Source organism: Alteromonas sp. ABH2_165, assembly GCF_056159945.1.
This window is the reverse complement of record NZ_JBSWWF010000001.1, coordinates 551,580-570,001: the sequence shown is the minus strand read 5'-3', so window position 1 is coordinate 570,001 and position 18,422 is coordinate 551,580. Positions and strand designations below refer to the sequence as shown.

12 protein-coding genes are annotated in these 18,422 nt (G+C 46.7%); 9 read left to right on the top strand and 3 right to left on the bottom strand.

Annotated features, from left to right (window positions below; translation table 11 throughout):
* The first annotated feature begins 82 nt into the window (after positions 1–82).
* Both ACXAFQ_RS02460 and ACXAFQ_RS02455 read left to right on the top strand, forming a co-directional pair.
* Positions 83–4,588 (top strand): EAL domain-containing protein, encoded by a 4,506-nt coding sequence (locus tag ACXAFQ_RS02460; protein ID WP_474817997.1) that lies wholly within the window; start codon positions 83–85, stop codon positions 4,586–4,588.
* A 218-nt stretch (positions 4,589–4,806) separates the two neighbouring features.
* A complete protein-coding gene (locus tag ACXAFQ_RS02455; protein WP_474817996.1) occupies positions 4,807–4,965 on the top strand; it encodes a hypothetical protein in 159 nt (52 codons plus the stop codon).
* Between the two features lie 131 nt (positions 4,966–5,096).
* Here ACXAFQ_RS02455 and ACXAFQ_RS02450 read toward each other — a convergent pair whose 3' ends face one another.
* From ACXAFQ_RS02450 to fadI, 3 genes are all read right to left on the bottom strand, one after another.
* A complete protein-coding gene (locus ACXAFQ_RS02450; protein WP_474817995.1) occupies positions 5,097–5,303 on the bottom strand; it encodes a hypothetical protein in 207 nt (68 codons plus the stop codon).
* A gap of 151 nt (positions 5,304–5,454) precedes the next feature.
* Positions 5,455–7,611 carry a fatty acid oxidation complex subunit alpha FadJ gene (fadJ, locus tag ACXAFQ_RS02445; protein ID WP_474817994.1) on the bottom strand — a complete coding sequence of 719 codons (2,157 nt, stop codon included), beginning with the start codon at positions 7,609–7,611 and terminating at the stop codon, positions 5,455–5,457.
* On the bottom strand, positions 7,611–8,921 hold the full coding sequence (gene fadI / locus ACXAFQ_RS02440; protein WP_474817993.1) for an acetyl-CoA C-acyltransferase FadI: 1,311 nt from the start codon (positions 8,919–8,921) through the stop codon (positions 7,611–7,613). Before fadI ends, fadJ begins: the two co-directional genes overlap by 1 nt.
* 376 nt (positions 8,922–9,297) lie before the next feature.
* On the opposite strand from fadI, the gene ACXAFQ_RS02435 reads away from it, so the two are divergent.
* From ACXAFQ_RS02435 to ACXAFQ_RS02405, 7 genes are read left to right on the top strand one after another with little or no spacing between them, the layout of a single operon-like run.
* Positions 9,298–10,254, top strand: coding sequence for an AAA family ATPase (locus ACXAFQ_RS02435; RefSeq protein ID WP_474817992.1), 957 nt, complete (start codon positions 9,298–9,300; stop codon positions 10,252–10,254).
* Positions 10,255–10,258: 4 nt separating this feature from the next.
* A complete protein-coding gene (locus ACXAFQ_RS02430; RefSeq protein WP_474817991.1) occupies positions 10,259–11,203 on the top strand; it encodes a DUF58 domain-containing protein in 945 nt (314 codons plus the stop codon).
* Positions 11,203–11,730: a DUF4381 domain-containing protein gene (locus ACXAFQ_RS02425; RefSeq protein ID WP_474817990.1), complete on the top strand. Its 528-nt coding sequence runs from the start codon at positions 11,203–11,205 to the stop codon at positions 11,728–11,730. The genes ACXAFQ_RS02430 and ACXAFQ_RS02425 overlap by 1 nt, the downstream gene beginning before the upstream one ends.
* On the top strand, positions 11,723–12,742 hold the full coding sequence (locus tag ACXAFQ_RS02420; protein WP_474817989.1) for a vWA domain-containing protein: 1,020 nt from the start codon (positions 11,723–11,725) through the stop codon (positions 12,740–12,742). The genes ACXAFQ_RS02425 and ACXAFQ_RS02420 overlap by 8 nt, the downstream gene beginning before the upstream one ends.
* Positions 12,739–14,703, top strand: a complete 1,965-nt coding sequence (locus tag ACXAFQ_RS02415) for a vWA domain-containing protein (protein WP_474817988.1) — start codon at positions 12,739–12,741, stop codon at positions 14,701–14,703. Before ACXAFQ_RS02420 ends, ACXAFQ_RS02415 begins: the two co-directional genes overlap by 4 nt.
* A 3-nt stretch (positions 14,704–14,706) precedes the next feature.
* The gene (locus ACXAFQ_RS02410) at positions 14,707–16,431 is read left to right on the top strand and encodes a BatD family protein (RefSeq protein WP_474817987.1); all 1,725 of its coding nucleotides are present in this window, start codon (positions 14,707–14,709) and stop codon (positions 16,429–16,431) included.
* A gap of 49 nt (positions 16,432–16,480) precedes the next feature.
* Positions 16,481–18,337: a DUF885 domain-containing protein gene (locus ACXAFQ_RS02405; RefSeq protein ID WP_474817986.1), complete on the top strand. Its 1,857-nt coding sequence runs from the start codon at positions 16,481–16,483 to the stop codon at positions 18,335–18,337.
* Positions 18,338–18,422: the final 85 nt, after the last annotated feature.

Genomic DNA, 18,422 nt, shown 5'->3' with positions numbered 1-18,422 from the left:
ATATTGAACCTTCGGTTTGTAGGGAAGCTGCCGATATAAAACTTAATTAGAACGATAGTATAATATCGCCAAAGGTGTATTGGTGCGCTCAACCTTAAACTGGATTTTTGTTAGCTTTTTTCTGCTACTGGGGACACTTCTCTCTCCGGACAGCCAAGCTGTATCCATAACAGACATCTACTTCCAGTCCATCACTCAGAAGGATGGCATTTCCGATCACACCGTACTGGATATCGTTGAAGACAAAAACGGTATTTTGTGGATTGGAACAGTTACAGGCCTTCATCGTTACACAGGCTATGACTCCGGTTCTAAGCAGTATCATCCTCAGCCTCAAAATCCTAACTCATTGCCGTCAGCATGGGTGAATGTATTATACATCGATGAAAAAGATACGTTGTGGGCTGGTACAGACCAAGGCTTAGCTAAATATAATGCCAGTTCAGACGATTTTAGTGTCATTCCTTTCGAAATAGTTAATAGCAATAGTTCAACTTACATTGTCAACATTACATCGGACGAAAACGGTAGGCTAATTGTCACGACAAAGAATCAAATATATCGCCTTTCCCCAGATATGAAGTCTCTCGAACCCGCATTTCGAGGCACTAATTTCCCAGATGATATGAGAACAATTTATAATGAACAGCATCGTCTTTGGATTGGAACAAGAGATCACGGAGTTTTCATTTTCAATAAAAACTCTGATCAAATATTTCCGCTATCAAAAGTAAATCCCTACGGCTATTCAACAAAAGATTCTCGCATCAGTGATATTGAGGTTATTAATGGCGAGTACTGGTTGGCAACCGAGAATGGTATTTTGATAATCGATAACGATGGGAACTCTAAATATCTCCAAGGAAGTTCTGGAGTTGGAGAAATGCAACTCTCTGCAATATCAGTTATCAAGCAAGTTAATGATTTAATTTTTATAGGATCTTACAAAGGCCTCAGTATATATGATATTAAAAAACAAAGATTTATTGTAAACGGCTCGAAAGACAATAAATTAATTGGAGTTACTCAAAATATTATCTTCTCAATTGCTTCCGATAGTACCGGTAGCACTTGGGTCGGAACATATTCAGGCTTGTTTAGATATCAGCCAGAATTGAGTTCTGTTCGTACATTCAGAAATAAAAAAGAGTTTCAAGAGGCCTCAATTTCATCAACGATATGGGCTATCGATGAAGATACAACTGGTAACCTCTGGTTTGTTACTCAAAATGAAGGACTAGGTAAATTCAATCCTGAGTTAGGCACTATAGACTATTACTTGGAAAATAGTGAAGACTTGTTCTGGGATTTTGCAATTGACCAAAATGGAAGATTTTGGATTGCCTCTTCGTCTGGACTAAAGATCTATCATTATGACGACACAACTCTTAGCCTCGAGCGAACAATGCTTGACGGTGAAATTGTTGAACGACTACATTTCGATGGTCAAAAAATATGGGTAAATAGTAGTAATGGGAACTTATTATCGATACCAACCTCAGCGCCAGAAGAGGAAATTGAATTAACTATTTCTCGATATCCCGTAACAGGAATAGATACATCGTTTTATCCAATGTTTACGGACTTCGAGGACCGTGTCTGGCTATCCACTGAGTATGGCATTGCTATTTACGACACTTACTCCAAAGAAATTGTAAAAGAAATTGGCGGCAAATCATCGAATGCATTTTATCCTGTAAACGTATATTCCTGGAGAAATTTTTATTGGATATCTACTCGTTATAACGGGATTATTAAGGTAAATGCAGCAACTCTAGATATTGAAGAAAAGCAAAATAAAACATCAAATGATGGCATTACCTTTTCATCGATAGGAATTGATAGCTCAATTTGGTATACAAATCGACAGGGAATTAGCAGAGTTGATCTTTTCACTCTCGAAGATAAAGAAAGTATCTCCAGCGAAGCTTTAGGCAATAACGAATTTAGTGAAGGCGCATCAATTCTCACAGCCCAAAACGCATTAGTCTTTGCAGGCGTGAAAGGTCTGAATATTATAAAAAAATCATACATTGATAGTAATATTGAAAATATAAAAGCTACCCGTATTCCCCTTCTCTTTGATATTAAGATTTTTGGATCTGCGCACGTTTCTGGATTCGACACAGAAGCTTCAAACGCAAAAAGTGCTAGCTTATTAGAACATGATTCATACTTCCTGGGATACGAACAATCAAGATTTAGCATAAATTTCGGTCTTGTTAATCCAATCTCGTCTAGCGATGTGCTCTACCGCTATCGAATGACTGGAAATGTTGATGAGTGGTTCCCGGCAGGAAATAGTCAAAATGCGCAATTCAACAACGTTCCGTTTGGTAATTACACCTTTGAAGTGCAGGCAAAAGAAGGTGATAAAGATTGGTCGGACAGTCGTACTCTCGACGTCACTATCGGTCGTCCTTTCTGGCTACACACTGCAGCGCTTGTGTTCTATGCCTTCGTTGCGCTGACTATTTTATTTTATATTCTACGTCAATATCAACTACGTAAACAAAGCCAGCGCGCAATACAGGAATCTGAAGAGCGGCTAAAACTCACCCTTTGGAGTTCTGGCGACGAACTGTGGGACTGGGACGTATACCGAGGACAAGTTTACCGCGCTAACACCTGGGGCACGCTGGACTTTCCGCAGGATAACATTCGTACAACCAGTGCGTACGATGCCAATATTCACCCTAACGACATTCTGCGTGTGCAGGAAGCGCTTAAGTCGCACTTGGAAGGTAAAACCGAGTTTTACGAATTAGCCTACCGAGCCAAAACCTTTTCTAATGCGTGGATATGGGTGCTTGATCGCGGCAAAGTTGTTCAGCGAGACCACAATCAGCAACCTATGCGGATGACAGGTACACTTAAAAATATTCACCATCTGAAAGAGGCGGAAGAGCAACTTAATTTATTTAAACGCTCAATCGAAAACATTTCGGAAGGGGTATTCATTACCGACACAAACTTCCGTTATATTTCGATTAACAATGCGTATTGTGGCTATACCGGCGAAAGTCGCGACCAGGCACTGGCCTCTTATATGTACTTTAATCAATATCCTGACGCGTTTACCGAAGAGATCAAAAAGACACTGCGCACAAAAGGTAACTGGTTCGGTGAAGTCGAGTCTGTGCGGGTGAATGGTGAGCGCTATGAAATGGAGCTCAATATCGATGCCGTTCACGATGATGATGGCCGCATTAGCCACTTCGTAGGCGTATTCTCTGACATTACCTCGCGTAAGAATACTGAAAAAGAACTGCTAAAACTGGCAAATACAGATCCCCTGACAGAATTGCCGAATCGATCATTCTTCCAAGCCAGCCACCAGAACCTGGTGCGTAAGGCAGCGTCTCATTCCCTACTCTGCCTGGACATGGACAACTTTAAGAAAATTAACGACTCGCTGGGTCATCAAACCGGTGATGTGCTGATAAAACAAATTGCACGACGTTTGCAACGCATTACTGGTAGCGCCGCCACCTGTTATCGCCTGGGCGGTGATGAGTTTAGTATTCTGATGGAAGATCAGGCTGACATTCATACCATTACCCATTATGCGCAGAACATCCTGGATAACTTGTCCCGGCCTTTCATTATTAACAAGCAGGAATTCGTGCTCGGCGCCAGTATTGGTATTGCCTTCTATCCTGATGACGGTAAAACGCCTCAAGAGATGTTAAAAAATGCAGATACGGCCATGTATTTCGCCAAGAATAATGGCGGTAATACGTACAAGTTCTTTAGTGGCGAAATGAACCAGAATGCTGTTCGTCAACTGCAAATTGAAAACCTGATCCGTCAGGGTATCAAAGAAGATTTGTTTACTGTTTACTACCAGCCGAAAGTAGATATTGCCTCGGGTAAATTAGTCAGCATGGAAGCCTTGGTACGTTTTGAACACCCACAAAAAGGGATTGTTAGCCCAGGCCAGTTTATTCCCCTTGCAGAGCAAACAGGCCAAATTGTTGAGATTGGTGAGCAGGTGTTGAGAAAAGCTTGTGCTGATACTAAACGTTGGGTGAGTGCCGGCTTGTTCTCTGGGCGGGTTGCTGTGAACATTTCAGCGAAACAATTCGAACTTCTCGATCTTGACGACCGCATAGAAAGAATTTTAAAAGAAGTGGGCCTGTCCCCTCTTCACCTCGAGTGCGAGATCACCGAAGGCACACTGATGGAAAACCCAGAGCAAGGTTTAGAACTGATGAAGCGGCTACGTGACCGTGGCATTCATTTGGCACTGGATGATTTCGGAACCGGTTACTCCTCTCTTGCCTACTTGAAACGCTTCCCGCTGAATACCCTAAAGATTGATAAAGCCTTCATTGATGACATTGCCGTGAGCAACACAGACCGGCATATGGCTGCCGCTATCATCAATATTGCCCATAACCTGGGGCTAAAAGTGGTCGCTGAAGGTGTGGAGCAAGAAGACCAACTTGCTATTTTACGCCGCTACGAATGTGAGATGCTGCAAGGCTACCTGTATTCGAAACCATTAAACGCAGAGCGGTTTGAAAAATTACTTCAAGAAAATCAAAAACTTTATAATCTTATTGGTAATAATTCGTTTAATTAAGCAACGTCAAAAAAAAGTCGTAGCCTATTTAAACGAGTAGTCAAAAAATTTTCTTTATTTCTTATTCCAAATTCTCAATAAAAATAATCCATTGAATTTATTGAAAAAAAATAAAAAATCATACTAAAGGTTTAGTCTGGCACGCATCTAGCAATATCTCTGATGCACCGAACATAACGGTGTTGTTTGTTCAAATAAAAAATCAGAGGATATATAACATGTTAAAAGCAGCCGCTGTAGCACTCGCACTTTCAACAACTGCACCTGTAACTACTGTAGAAGAAGGCGCGAAGCCGGTTCAGAAGCAACAGGAAGCGACCACTCAGTTTAAAAAGGTTTTACCTTGCAAAAACTTTGGCGCATGTGACCTGAAATAAGTGTCAGATTACATAAAAAAGCCAGAATCTTCTGGCTTTTTTTGTATCTGAAATGAGTAGATAGTTCGCTTAGAATGCCCACGAAGTATGGGTTCTCAGCCATATAGATGGCCTCAAGCGCGAAATAACAATTACGCTGGCATGACTGGATTCCGGAAGCCAACAATCTGACGCCACAATAAGTAACGTTTCATATTAAACAGTGGAAACAGTGCGGGACCAAGTATTAAACCGGCTACCGCCCATTGCTTCGCATTCATACCCGCTTCAAACGCTGCCACATAAAAAGCCACTGCACTTAGCATTAATACACCCACAGCCAGAATTAATAATCCCATGACAGTAACCTCTTGATTCGTAGTGTCAATTAATTGACTACAAAATAAACAAAGCGAGCGAATTTTACTCAAATCAGTGAGAAAAGCCAGTTAAATAACCTTTTAGCATAAAAAAACCGGGCTAAGCCCGGTTTTTTACATTATTTAAACATTAGTAAAACGTTTTTTGATCACTTGCCATGTTAACCAAGATCTCTGCTGGTGCAAATTTCTGATCGACAGTTTCACTGAGTTGTGTCAGCTTATTGACGACATTCTGTACACCCAGGCTATCCATGTATCTGAAAGGGCCACCCAGGAATGGCGGGAAGCCAATACCAAATATGGCACCAATATCGCCATCTCTGGCGCTGCGGATTACGCCCTCATCCAGGCAGCGAGCCGCCTCGTTCAGCATCATAAGTACACAGCGCTCTGCAATCGCTTTTTCACTGAGCCTTTTCGACGGTGACACACCCAGTACAGAGTAAATGCTCTCGTCTACTTCTTTACCTGGCTTTTTACCGCTGTATGCATAGAAGCCTTTGCCGTTCTTCTTACCTTTGCGATCGTCTGCCAAAACTTTATCAAATGCGCTCGGCGCTTCGAATCGCGAGCCAAACTGCTCAACCAGGAAAGGAATGATCTTAGTGCCTACATCGATGCCCACTTCATCCAGCAACTTCACCGGCCCTACCGGAAAACCAAACTTCACTAGAGACTTGTCGATATGGTCCACAGGCTCGCCTGCCAGCAGCAAACATGCCGCTTCGTTCATGTAAGGGGCCAGAATACGGTTTACATAAAAGCCGGCGCCGTCTTTCACCACAACAGGCGTTTTCCCCTGTTTACGGGCAAATTCCACCGTAGTCGATATGGTTTCATCCGATGTCTGCTCGTGCGCAATAACTTCAGCTAAGGGCATTTTGTCCACAGGCGAGAAATAGTGAAGGCCAATCACATTTTCTGGGCGAGCGGCCTTAGCGGCGATATCGGTGATCGGAATCGATGAAGTGTTCGATGCAAAGATGGTTTCAGGTTTACAGTGACTCTCAACGTCTGACACCATCTGCTGCTTAAGTGATAAATCTTCGAACACGGCCTCAATCACCATATCTGCATCCTGAAACCCGTTATAGTTCAAGCTACCGGTGAGTAGAGACAATTGTTTTTGCATTTCACTGTTTAGCATGAAGCGTTTTTTCACTTTCTTATTTAGAATGTCATAACTGTACTTCATGGCATTGGCGATACCGTCTTCGCGAACATCTTTGATGCGCACAGGCACATTGGCTTTTGTCGCAGTGACGTAAGCAATACCGCCGCCCATTAAACCGCCACCAAGAACACCAATTTTTCCGACTTTAGCTGGCTTAACGCCCTCTACACCATGTTCCTTTTTCATGTCGGTGGTAGCAAAGAAAATTTGACGCAGTTGAAACGACTCTGGCGTCATCACCAGTTTGCCAAACGCATCAGCCTCGGCCTGAAGCCCTGCTCGCATGCCCTCATTTAATCCTGTTTCGATAACGTCGATAATCATGCCTGGTGCAGGGTAATTACCTTTGGTTTTCGAAAATGTTTGCTCACGGGCTTTTTTAAATAAGATGTTACGACCAAAGCTGTTCTGCTCCAGCGCTTTGTTAACCAGGCCTTTTTGCGGCGCTTCACGCTTAGGCTTGCCTTTTAAGGCAAACTTCTGGGCCACTTCTAACAGTACGCTTTGTGGCACCATGTCATCCACAATGCCATACTTCTTGGCCTGCTTAGCCCGGGCTGCTGAGCCCGTCAGCATCATTTTCATGGCTTGCTGTACGCCAATAAGACGAGGTAAACGCTGTGTCCCGCCACTGCCCGGTAACAAACCTAGTTGAACTTCAGGCAAACCAAGCTGGGTTTTCGGCGAATCAGAACAAATGCGGTAATGGCAAGCCAGTGCCAATTCCAAACCGCCACCTAATGCTGGGCCATGAATGGCGGCAACAAAGGTCGCGCGCATCTTTTCGATTCTATCGAATACCGCCTGACCTCCCGCAGCCAATGCACGAGCATCTTCCTCGGTTTCGCAGGCCGCCAACATTGTGATATCTGCGCCTGCAACAAACGATGAAGGCTTGCCGCTGGTTAATACCACGCCTTTTATACTGCTATCGGCATCAATTTCATCCAGCATGGCGGAGATTTCATCGCCAAACGCCGCCTTTAATGTGTTCATGGATTCGCCCGGTACATCCATGGTTAGTAAGGCAACGCCGTTATCCTGCTTTGTCAACGTGAAGGCGTTTGTCTGCTCAGCAACGGTGTTTTTTTGCATGTCCTGTTCACTCATTATTCTGTCTCCACAATCATTGCTGCACCTAAGCCGCCCGCCGCACAAGCCGTTAACAGACCGCTACCGCCGCCACGACGTTGTAATTCATTCAGCATTTGCGTGATCATTCGGGTACCTGTAGCTGCAAACGGGTGCCCGTAAGCGATAGAGCTCCCCATGACATTAAATTTGTCCATATCGATTTCGCCGGTAGCTTTATCTCGGCCCAGCTTTTCCCGTGCAAACTTATCGCTTGCAAACATCTTAACGTTGGCCAACGTCTGAGCCGCAAAAGCCTCATGCATTTCAATCAAAGTAAGGTCGTTTAGGGTCATACCAGCACGGTCTAAAGCCATGGGCGTGGCGTAAGATGGCCCCATGAGCATGTCTTCCCACACGTCAATTGCCGCAAACGCATAACTACGAATGTAGCCTAAAGGCGTGTACCCCAGTGCTTTTGCTTTACTCTCTGTCATCATTAATACGGCAGAAGCACCATCGGTAAGTGGCGTGGCGTTTGCCGCAGTAACAGAACCGTACTTTTTATCAAATACCGGACGCAGTTTGGCATAGCCTTCCAGCTTAGAATCAAAGCGTACGTTGTTATCTTTTCCAAGGAAGCCTTTAAAGGGTTCTGCGTAAGCCGTCATCACTTCGCTATCCAGCTTACCTTCGTTCCAACTCTCGGCTGCCAGAGAGTGAGAGCGATGTGCTAATTCATCCTGCGCCTGACGGCTAATACCGTGTGATTTTGCCATTTGTTCGGCAGTCTGCCCCATGGATAACCCCGTGGAGTACTCGGCTACGGCAGGCGGTACGGGTAATAAGTCTTTTAACCCAAGGCGTTTAACAATGGCCCATTTTTGGCCCATGGTTTTAGCTTTCTGTAAATCCACCAGCGCCCGCGCTAATTTCTTGGACACGCCAATAGGAGACACTGACGTTGAGTCGGCACCGCCCGCTACACCCACTTCAATATTTCCGGCCATCATACTTTCTGCAATATTCACCGTGCTTTGAAAACTGGTAGCACACGCGCGGGAGACACTGTAAGCATCGGTATGCACATTCATGCCGGTACCCAACACAATTTCGCGGGCGATGTTCGGCGCTTCCGGCATCTGCACAACCTGACCATAAACCACCTGCTCTACCAATGAAGCTTCAACGTTGTTTCTAATAAGCAGTTCATTCACGACCATCTTGCCGAGGTCGACGGCAGGCACGCCGTGGAAGTAGGTTGCCATTTTGGCAAAAGGGGTCCGTAATCCCGCGACAATCGCGATCCTGTCACCGTTTCGTGTCGTGACTGATTGTTTAACTGTCATAAAGCACCTGATATGTGTGACCTAAGTGGTCTGACCTGTAAAGATATTGATTTTTACAAACTATGAACAAAATAGCAAATATCCCGTGCCTGCTGTTTGTCCTGAAAAATAGTTACCTTATCCAACAGATTGAAACCAATACGGTTTCACAACATCACAACACGCAATTAAGGTTTAGGATATTTTTCTGATAACGACTTGAAGCAAAGGAATGGAACCTTATTATGTATAAGTACTATTTCGTCGGTGTAAAAGGTTAGCCTAACCCGTTAAATATTTAATCGTTCGTTTGCACGGTCGCACAGAGCGCCACGGCGGTAACTTGTATTTCACCGTTGTGAATAAATTCGAAAAATAAAAAGTGGATTGGATCACTATGTCTGCAGAGCAGTTTCAACAGCTACATCGCTATCTGGATACTCAGATCATCGGTCAGTCAGAGCTTACAAAAAGCTTGCTTATCGCCTTACTGGCAGATGGTCATATGCTGGTTGAGGGCCCTCCCGGCTTGGCAAAAACCCGTGCGATTAATGCCCTTGCCAATGGTATCGATGGCAATTTCCACCGTGTGCAGTTTACCCCTGATCTACTACCCGCAGACTTGACCGGTACAGATATTTACCGTCCTGAAACCGGCGAATTCGTGTTTCAGCAAGGCCCCCTTTTTCACAACCTGGTTCTGGCTGATGAAATTAACCGGGCGCCAGCAAAAGTGCAGTCTGCGTTGCTTGAGGCCATGGCAGAGCGACAAATTACCGTAGGCAATAAAACTTATAAACTGTCGCCGTTATTTTTGGTGATGGCTACGCAAAACCCGCTTGAGCAAGAAGGTACGTATCCGCTGCCAGAGGCCCAACTTGACCGCTTCCTGATGCACGTGACGATTGACTATCCCGGCGCAGAAACAGAATTATCGATACTCCGCCTTACTCGCAACGAAGATTTAAAAAAGGCACCGGTACAGGCCCCTTCACTCAGTCAGGATGATATTTTCAAAGCACGTAATGATGCCTTGTCACTGCACATGGCGCCTGAGCTCGAAGCGTATTTGGTTCAAATCATTATGGCCACCCGAACGCCCGCGGCCTTCGACCCGAAAATGGCGGATTGGATTGAAATGGGCGTGAGTCCCCGCGCAACCATCGCACTTGATCGCTGTGCGCGAGCCCATGCTTGGTTGGCAGGTCGTGACTTTGTAGGTCCGGACGATATCCAAGCCGTTGCTCACAATGTGTTGCGTCATCGTATGATTTTATCCTACGAAGCGGAAGCCGAGGGCGTTACGGTTGATCAGGTACTCGATAACATTCTGCGTTTGGTAGCAGTGCCTTAAGATCATGACAGCAGCACAACAGGCACTGGCATCGTTAAAAACCGATGGGGTACATCTGTCTCTTCCGGAATTGATACGATATCAACAACTTACCCGTCTTCTGAATCAGAAGCCTATGTCCCCGCCCAGGGCAATGATGTCTGGCGGCTATCTCAGTCGTCAAAAAGGCCGCGGCATGGAGTTTGACGAAGCGCGTCATTACCTGCCTGGCGACGACATTCGTGCCATTGACTGGCGGGTGACAGCACGTACCGGTAAAACGCATACCAAAATTTATCGTGAAGAACGAGAGCGCCCTGTATTCATATTGTGTGACCTAACCGCCAGTATGCAATTTGGTAGTCAGTTGTTGCTGAAATCCGTACAGGCAGCGCATATTGCAGCCCTACTGAGCTGGGCCGCCGCAGCCCGTGGCGATAAAGTTGGCGCGCTCATCTTCAACGATGGCATGCACCGGGAGTGCAAACCGCTATCTCGTCAACGTGCCGTATTATCCATGTGCCACGAGCTTATCCGCGTACAAAGTACCCCTGCAGCAAACCACAATTCCGGCGCATTTACCGATGCCTGCATGCGACTGCGTCGTTTGGCGAAGCCTGGCAGCCTGGTGTATTTGATTTCCGACTTCGAAAGTTTACAGCAAAGTGCCGAGCAACCGCTTAGCCACATAGCTCGACACTGCGATGTGCAAGCAATTCGGGTTGACGACCCCATGGATTTCTCACTGCCAGATGTGGCAATAGCACAACAGGTCAGTGTGACCGATGGGTTTACCGATCAAAGTTGGTTGCTGGGTGATAAATCACTGAACAAGCGATACAGTCAATGGCGTGACAGCGTTAGCGTGAACATAGAAAAAACCTTCAAGTCCAAACTGGTAAAGTACAGCCGAATTTCTGCCGGACTCCCCCTCGATCAGCAAATGGAAGCATTAGGAGGGCGCAGGTAATGCCACAAACCGCAGCACCGAACCCGCTTGATCAGTTAAAAGCCATCCACACGCCGACGGATGTCAGCGCCTGGCCTCTGGCCTGGGGTTGGTGGGTTATTATCATTGCGGTCATACTGTTGATTGTAAGCAGCATTTTGCTTTGGAAACGTTACCGTCAATTTAACCTGGCAAAGCGTCAGGCGTTAAGGTTGGTTGAACAAATAAATCCCGAATCGCCAGACGCCATTGCCACGTTGAATCAAATATTAAAACGCGTCAGTCGCCACTACGATAGTGCCTCCAATGTGGCATCAATGTATGGTGACCAGTGGACAATCTATCTCATGAAGCGGTTGCCGGAAAAACATCAAGCCGCTACACAGCAACCTTTCACCGACATGAATACGTTGCTCTATCAGAAATCAGCGGCCACCTCGCAGCAAACATCGAAAATTAAAATCGCGGTATCTCACTGGATTCGCCACGCCAATATTTACTCATTCTCCTTACGTCGTTCAGTCAGGGAGCCTGCTACTCATGTTTGAATTTGCCTGGTGGTGGGTGTGGTTTGCCCTGCCTTTACCACTCCTGTTTTTATTACTTCCTGCGGTTCCGCGCTCGGAAGGCGCATCGTTGCGAGTACCCGCATTACTTCCAGGTGAAACTGCCAGCGGCCGTAAACCGGCTCGTTCCAAATGGATGTTAATCATCGCCCTGCTAGCGTGGTTGTGCCTGGTTTTCGCAGCAGCACGTCCACAGTGGTTAGGAGAGCCGGTAAGCATTCCCGATGAAGGCCGCGAGCTTATGCTGGCCGTAGATTTGTCCGGCAGTATGAAAATAGACGACATGGAAGTAAATGGTCGACAGGTTAACCGGTTGACCATGATTAAATCTGTGTTGCACGACTTTATCAAACGCCGGGTTGGCGATCGCCTCGGTTTAATTCTTTTTGCCGACACGGCTTATTTGCAAGCTCCACTAACGTACGACCGTCAAACTGTCGCTGACTTGCTCGACGAATCGGTCATCGGGTTGGTGGGTGAACAAACGGCTATTGGTGATGCCATCGGCCTAGCTGTAAAACGTTTTAAGCAACGTGACGAATCTAATAATGTGGTGATTCTGCTCACAGACGGACAAAACACCGCGGGTAACATTACCCCGGCACAGGCAAAAGAACTCGCAGTGGAAAGTGGTGCTACGTTATACACCATCGGTGTAGGCGCCGACGAAATGCTTATACGCAGCTTTTTCGGCAGCCGTCAGGTAAATCCTTCTCAGGAACTTGATGAAGCCATGCTGACTGATATAGCCGAGTCTACCGGTGGGAAGTATTTCAGAGCGCGCAATGCCGAAGAGCTGGAAAATATTTATCAGACGTTGGACCAACTTGAACCCATAAAAGGCGAAGCGAGGAAATTGCGGCCTCGCACAGCATTATTCTTCTATCCCCTTGCGTTGGGGCTGTGGTTATCTGCCCTGCCCGCACTGATTTATTGCTTGAGAAATGTGGGCTACCGTTTACGTGGTCAGGCTAGCTCAGGAGGTGGGGCATGAATTTTCCACTACAAGATTTCCATTTCTTGAGGCCCGAATGGTTTATTGCACTTATCCCCCTGCTGGTGATGCTACTGCTGATTAGGCGCTACCGCAAAAGTCAGTCTGGTTGGCAAAGTGTCATTCCGCCACATCTCTACGACCATCTGATTTCAGGAAAGGCTATTGCGAAAAAACAAGCTTCATTAAGCCTGCTCGGCTGGGGCTGGTTGCTGGCAGTACTTGCCCTTGCAGGACCCACTTGGGAACGTTTGCCGCAACCGGTTTTTCAGGTGCAGCAAGGTAATGTGGTGTTAATTGACATGTCATTGTCTATGCGTGCTACCGATGTTACTCCCGACCGATTAACCCGGGCAAAATATAAAGCAATTGACCTTATCAACACCATTGATGAAGGCGAAATGGGCCTGGTTGCATACGCGGGCGATGCATTCACCATTAGCCCGTTAACCTCTGACGCGACCAATATTACTGCGCTGTTGCCAAGCTTGAGCCCGGAAATCATGCCGGTACCAGGAAGCGATCCGTACTCTGGTATTCAGGCGGCAGCAGAATTGCTATCCAATGCGGGCTATCAAAGTGGCAACATTTACTGGGTCACCGATGGTGTTACTCTGTCTCAGACCCAGGACTTACAAGACCTCATCAGTGATCTTCCGTTTACGGTGAACGTCTTAGGAATCGGTACCGAAGAAGGCGCGCCGATTCGTCAGTTAGATGGGCAACTGGTGAAAGACCAGCGTGGCCAGATTGTTATTCCGAAATTACGTGGCCAACAGTTAAAGGCTATCGCCAATACAAGTGGCGGTACTTATCGTAAATTCACCGCTGATGAATCTGACATTCGTGCGCTTACCCAACAGCAGGTATTGCGTGCAGATGCAGAGGAAACCGATGAACAAACCAGTCAAGATGGCGACCAATGGGCGGAACTTGGCCCCTGGTTACTGATTGTATTGCTGCCCTTTGCTGCTTACGCTTTCCGTCGCGGGGTTTTGATTGCACTGCTTTTGACGCCAATGTTCTTGTTTGCCCCCCAACCTGCATCTGCACAGTCGATGCCGGCGGTAGTAAAGCAAGACCAGCAAGCCGCTTCAGAACCGGAAGTTCCCGCCACCTTATGGTATGAGAAGCCGTTTCTTAATCGCGACCAGCAGGGCTTAAAGGAATATTCCGCCGAGAATTATCAAACGGCTGAGGACACATTCCAATCCGCGCTATGGAAAGGCTCCGCTGCATACAATGCCGGCAATTTTGAGGAAGCGCTGAAGCAATTCTCGCATTCTGACAGTACAGAGGCACTTTACAATCAAGGCAATGCGCTGGCTCAACTTGGTGAGCTTGATGATGCTATTCAGCGATACGATAAAGTACTGGCCCGTGATCCAGATCATGCCGATGCGAAAGCCAATAAGGCGTTGCTGGAAGAAATGAAAAAACAGCAAGAGCAACAGGAACAGCAAGAGCGTCAAGATCAGCAACAGCAGGATGATCAGGAAAAGAATCAAAATCAGCAAAATCAAGACGGTGAGGACCAACAGCAAAACCAAGATCAGCAGCAAAGCGACAATCAGCAGCAAGACCAACAGCAACAACAAAATAGTCAACAGGATTCGTCGCAACAAGAGCAACAGAACGGTCAGAAGGATGAATCTGAACAAGATAATCACCAGCAGCAAGATCAGCAATCCAACGAGTCTGAACAGGGTGAACCGGAGCAAGAGCAACAACAAGGTGAAAAACCTGGTGACGAGCAGGAACAGGAAGGTGAGCAGCAGGCTCAACAAGCTCAGGCACAACCCGCTGAACTGACTGATGAAGAGAAAGAAAAAATGCAAAGACTGGATAATTTGATGAAGCGAATTCCCGATGACCCGGCATTTTTGCTGAAACGTAAAATGCAATTGGAAGCGCAGCAGCGCCGTCGTCAGGGACCGCCGTCAAACCGGAGTGAGTGGTAGCAAATGAAAAAACTGATTGGATTAGGTTTAACGCTTTTTCTGGTGATGCAGTCGGCAGTTGCAGACGTCACCCGCGTTGAAGCAACAATAGACAAGAACCCGGTGATGGTGGATGAAGCTATTCAACTGACGGTAGTGGCAGAAGGCGATCCGGCACGGGAAGCATTCGATAGCTCAGCACTGCTGGGAGACTTCGTGGTCGGCCGTACATCGGTAAGTTCCAATACACGGATTATCAATTTTGATAAACAGGAAACCGTAACCTGGACCACCACCCTATTTCCTCGTGGCGAAGGAAATTTCACGATTCCCGCCATCGACATTGAAGGCAAAAAAACCAAACCGATTACCGTTCGAGTCATTCCCGTGCGGTCTGGTAGCGATGAACCTGCCCGCGACTATTATCTCACCACTAATGTAAAATCCAGTGATGTGTATTTGCAGCAACAAATTCTGTACACCACGAAACTTTACCTGGCTTCAAACATTGAGCGCGGTAGCCTGCAAGCACCAGAACTTGAAAATGCACAAATCCAGCAATTAGGTGAAGACAAACAATATACTGATATTGTGAATGGCAAACGCTATCAAGTCATTGAACGAAACTTTGCTGTGGTGCCTCAATCATCAGGGACTTTTACCATCCGTGGGCCTGTTTTTAGTGGTGAAGTGTTGGCAGAAGACCCCAACGCCCGCTTTGGTTTTTTTAATCGTACGAAACGCATTAATCGCCGGGGTCCGGATATCTCAATTAACGTAAAACCTATCCCATCCGATATCGATTATTATTGGTTACCCAGTGAATATGTGGCGATTAACGAAGAATGGCCGGAACAGGAAGCGTTTACTGTTGGCGAGCCGGTTACCCGCACAATTACGCTAACGGCGGATGGTGTGGTAGAAGAACAACTGCCTGAACTGCCGCAAATGTATCCGCCTGACTTTAAGTTGTATCCTGATCAGGCCAACACAGCGACAATTAACCGTGGCAATCACCTGATTGCGAACCGCGTAGAAACCCTGGCGATGATTCCCACAAAGGCCGGAAAATTCGTGTTGCCTGAAGTGAAAGTGCCTTGGTTTAACGTGAAAACGGGCAGTACCGAATACGCAACTTTACCTGCTCGTTCCATAGAAGTTGCCCCTGCTGCAGCCAGCGCAACACCTGCCGTTCCAGCGATACAGCAGCCCGCGGCTACGCCCCAACCGGCCTCCAAAGAGCCTACAGCACAAACGCCCCCTTCAATGGTGAGCGGTGAATCGCAAAGCGGCGTTTCTATGCTCTGGATTTATGTCTTTGCATCCTTGTGGCTACTTACCATTGTTGGATGGGTAATGACTGTTCTGTACTTCAAACGTAATCAGGCAGAACGCCCTCAAATTACGAGCCCGTCCGCAAGCACCTTTAATAGTAGTGAAAAGGAAGCGTTCAACACACTTTCTAAAACTATCGAAACGGGAACACCCGGGCAAATTCAGCAGGCGTTACACCGTTGGGTTATTTGTCACCTGAAAACTCTCAACTCGTCACAGTCGGTAGACAGTTGGCTAGCTCAATCTGGACTTCAGCCGCAGATTAACGCCATGCTGTCGTGTCAATATGGCGAAAACAGGCAGCAATGGGATAGAAAGGCACTGTTAAAGCGTATTAGTAGCGTTCGCGGGCAACCAAAAAGCGCGTCAACAGCTTCTCTTTCGCCGCTTTATCCGGAAGGCCGTTCATCGTAAATGCAGTGTCTTCCGTAATCATAATAATACGACTATGGGAGACACCTTTTTGAGCACAAATCGAAACCTAAAACTTACCCCGCTGGCGCTGCTGGTTGCAGCGCTTTCAGCTTGTTCACCTGCACCGGAAAACCCCGCTGACAACAGAGTTGAAGCCCCTACCGAAACCATCGCAAATCAGAGCGAATCTGAACGCCTGGAAGCCTTTTTTGCCCGTACATTTGAAGAAGATCTTAAACGTTCCCCACAATTTCAAAGTTACCTGGGCAAAAAATGGAATTATGGTGAGTGGGATGACATCAGCGATGAATATAAAGACCAAACCGCAGCACTGAAGCGAAACCGTCTTGAAGAGCTCGACAGTTTCAATACAGAAGCCCTGAGCGAACAGGAAAAGCTCAGTGTTGAACTCTATCGTTATGGTCTTAGCCGCGAACTGGCAAACGATGCGTTCCGACATCACACCTACATTGTTCAACAGTTCCGGGCGGCGCACACCCAGGTTCCGAGCTTTTTGGCGAATATTCACCAGGTTAAAGATGTATCCGATGCGAAAGCCTATATCTCCCGCCTCGACAAAGTGGATGAATACTTTGCGCAAGTTATCGAACAAATGAAAGTGCGGGAAGAAGCTGGCGTGTTTCCGCCTAAATGGTCTTATGACCAAATGGTGAAAGCGGCGCAAAACGTGATTAGCGGCGCACCTTTCGATGCATCGGAAGCACCGTCTGTGATCTGGGGCGATTTCCAGAACAAAGTGAACAAACTGGATATAGATGACGTTGAGAAACAAACCTTGTTAGGTGAGGCAAAAGCCGCCCTCGTTACGTCGGTTAAACCTGCCTATGAAGACCTCATTGCAGCATATATCCAGCAGCGCCAGTTATCACCTGAAGGCGATGGCGTTTGGCGCTTACCCAATGCAGATCAGTGGTACGCCAATCGTCTTGCTTGGTACACCACCACCGACCTAAGCGCCGACGAGATCCATCAAATAGGCTTGGAGAATGTTGAGCGCATTCACAACGCCATGGAAACCATTAAACAACAAGTTGGTTTTGACGGCACGCTGACTGAATTTTTCGAGTTCATGCGTACCGATCCCCAATTCTATTATGAAAACACCGATAAAGGGCGAGAGCAGTATCTCGCAGATGCAAAATCTGCGGTTGATAAGATGCGCGATGCGCTGCCAGACTATTTCGGTTTGCTGCCAAAAGCAGAAATGGTGGTAAAACGGGTAGAACCTTTCCGTGAACAATCGGCTGGGAAAGCTTTCTATCAAAGCCCGTCTCAGGATGGCAGCCGCCCGGGCACCTATTACGCCAACCTGTTCACCATGGAAGCCATGCCCAGTTATCAATTAGAAGCATTGGCCTTTCACGAAGGCATTCCTGGCCATCACATGCAAAGGGCTATTGCTCAGGAGTTGGAGGGAATTCCTCAGTTTCAGAAGTTTCTGAGTGCAACCGCCTACACCGAGGGCTGGGGGTTGTATTCTGAAGAGCTGGCAAAGGATATGGGTTTCTATGAAGATCCCTATTCCGATTTTGGCCGTCTTGCCATGGAGCTCTGGCGCGCTTGTCGTCTGGTGGTCGACACCGGCATCCACGACAGACAATGGTCGCGAGAAGAAGCGATTCAGTATTTGCTAGATAACACGCCAAACCCGAAGCACGATGTGGTAAAAGCCATTGAACGTTATATTGCTCTGCCAGGCCAGGCAACCGCATACATGATTGGTAAGCTGAAAATCATGGAATTGCGTGAAAAAGCCAAAAACGCATTAGGAGATAAATTCTCCCTCTCAGGCTTCCACGATGAAGTGCTAAAAGATGGTCCGGTTCCCCTGTCTGTATTGGAACAAAAAATAGATAAATGGGTTAAACAACAGCAGTCAATGTAAGCTTCTTCCTTCAAAGGCAATCAGATTTCTGATTGCCTTCTTACCTTCACCCCTCTAGGCTAGAAATAATTTAAAAAACACGAAA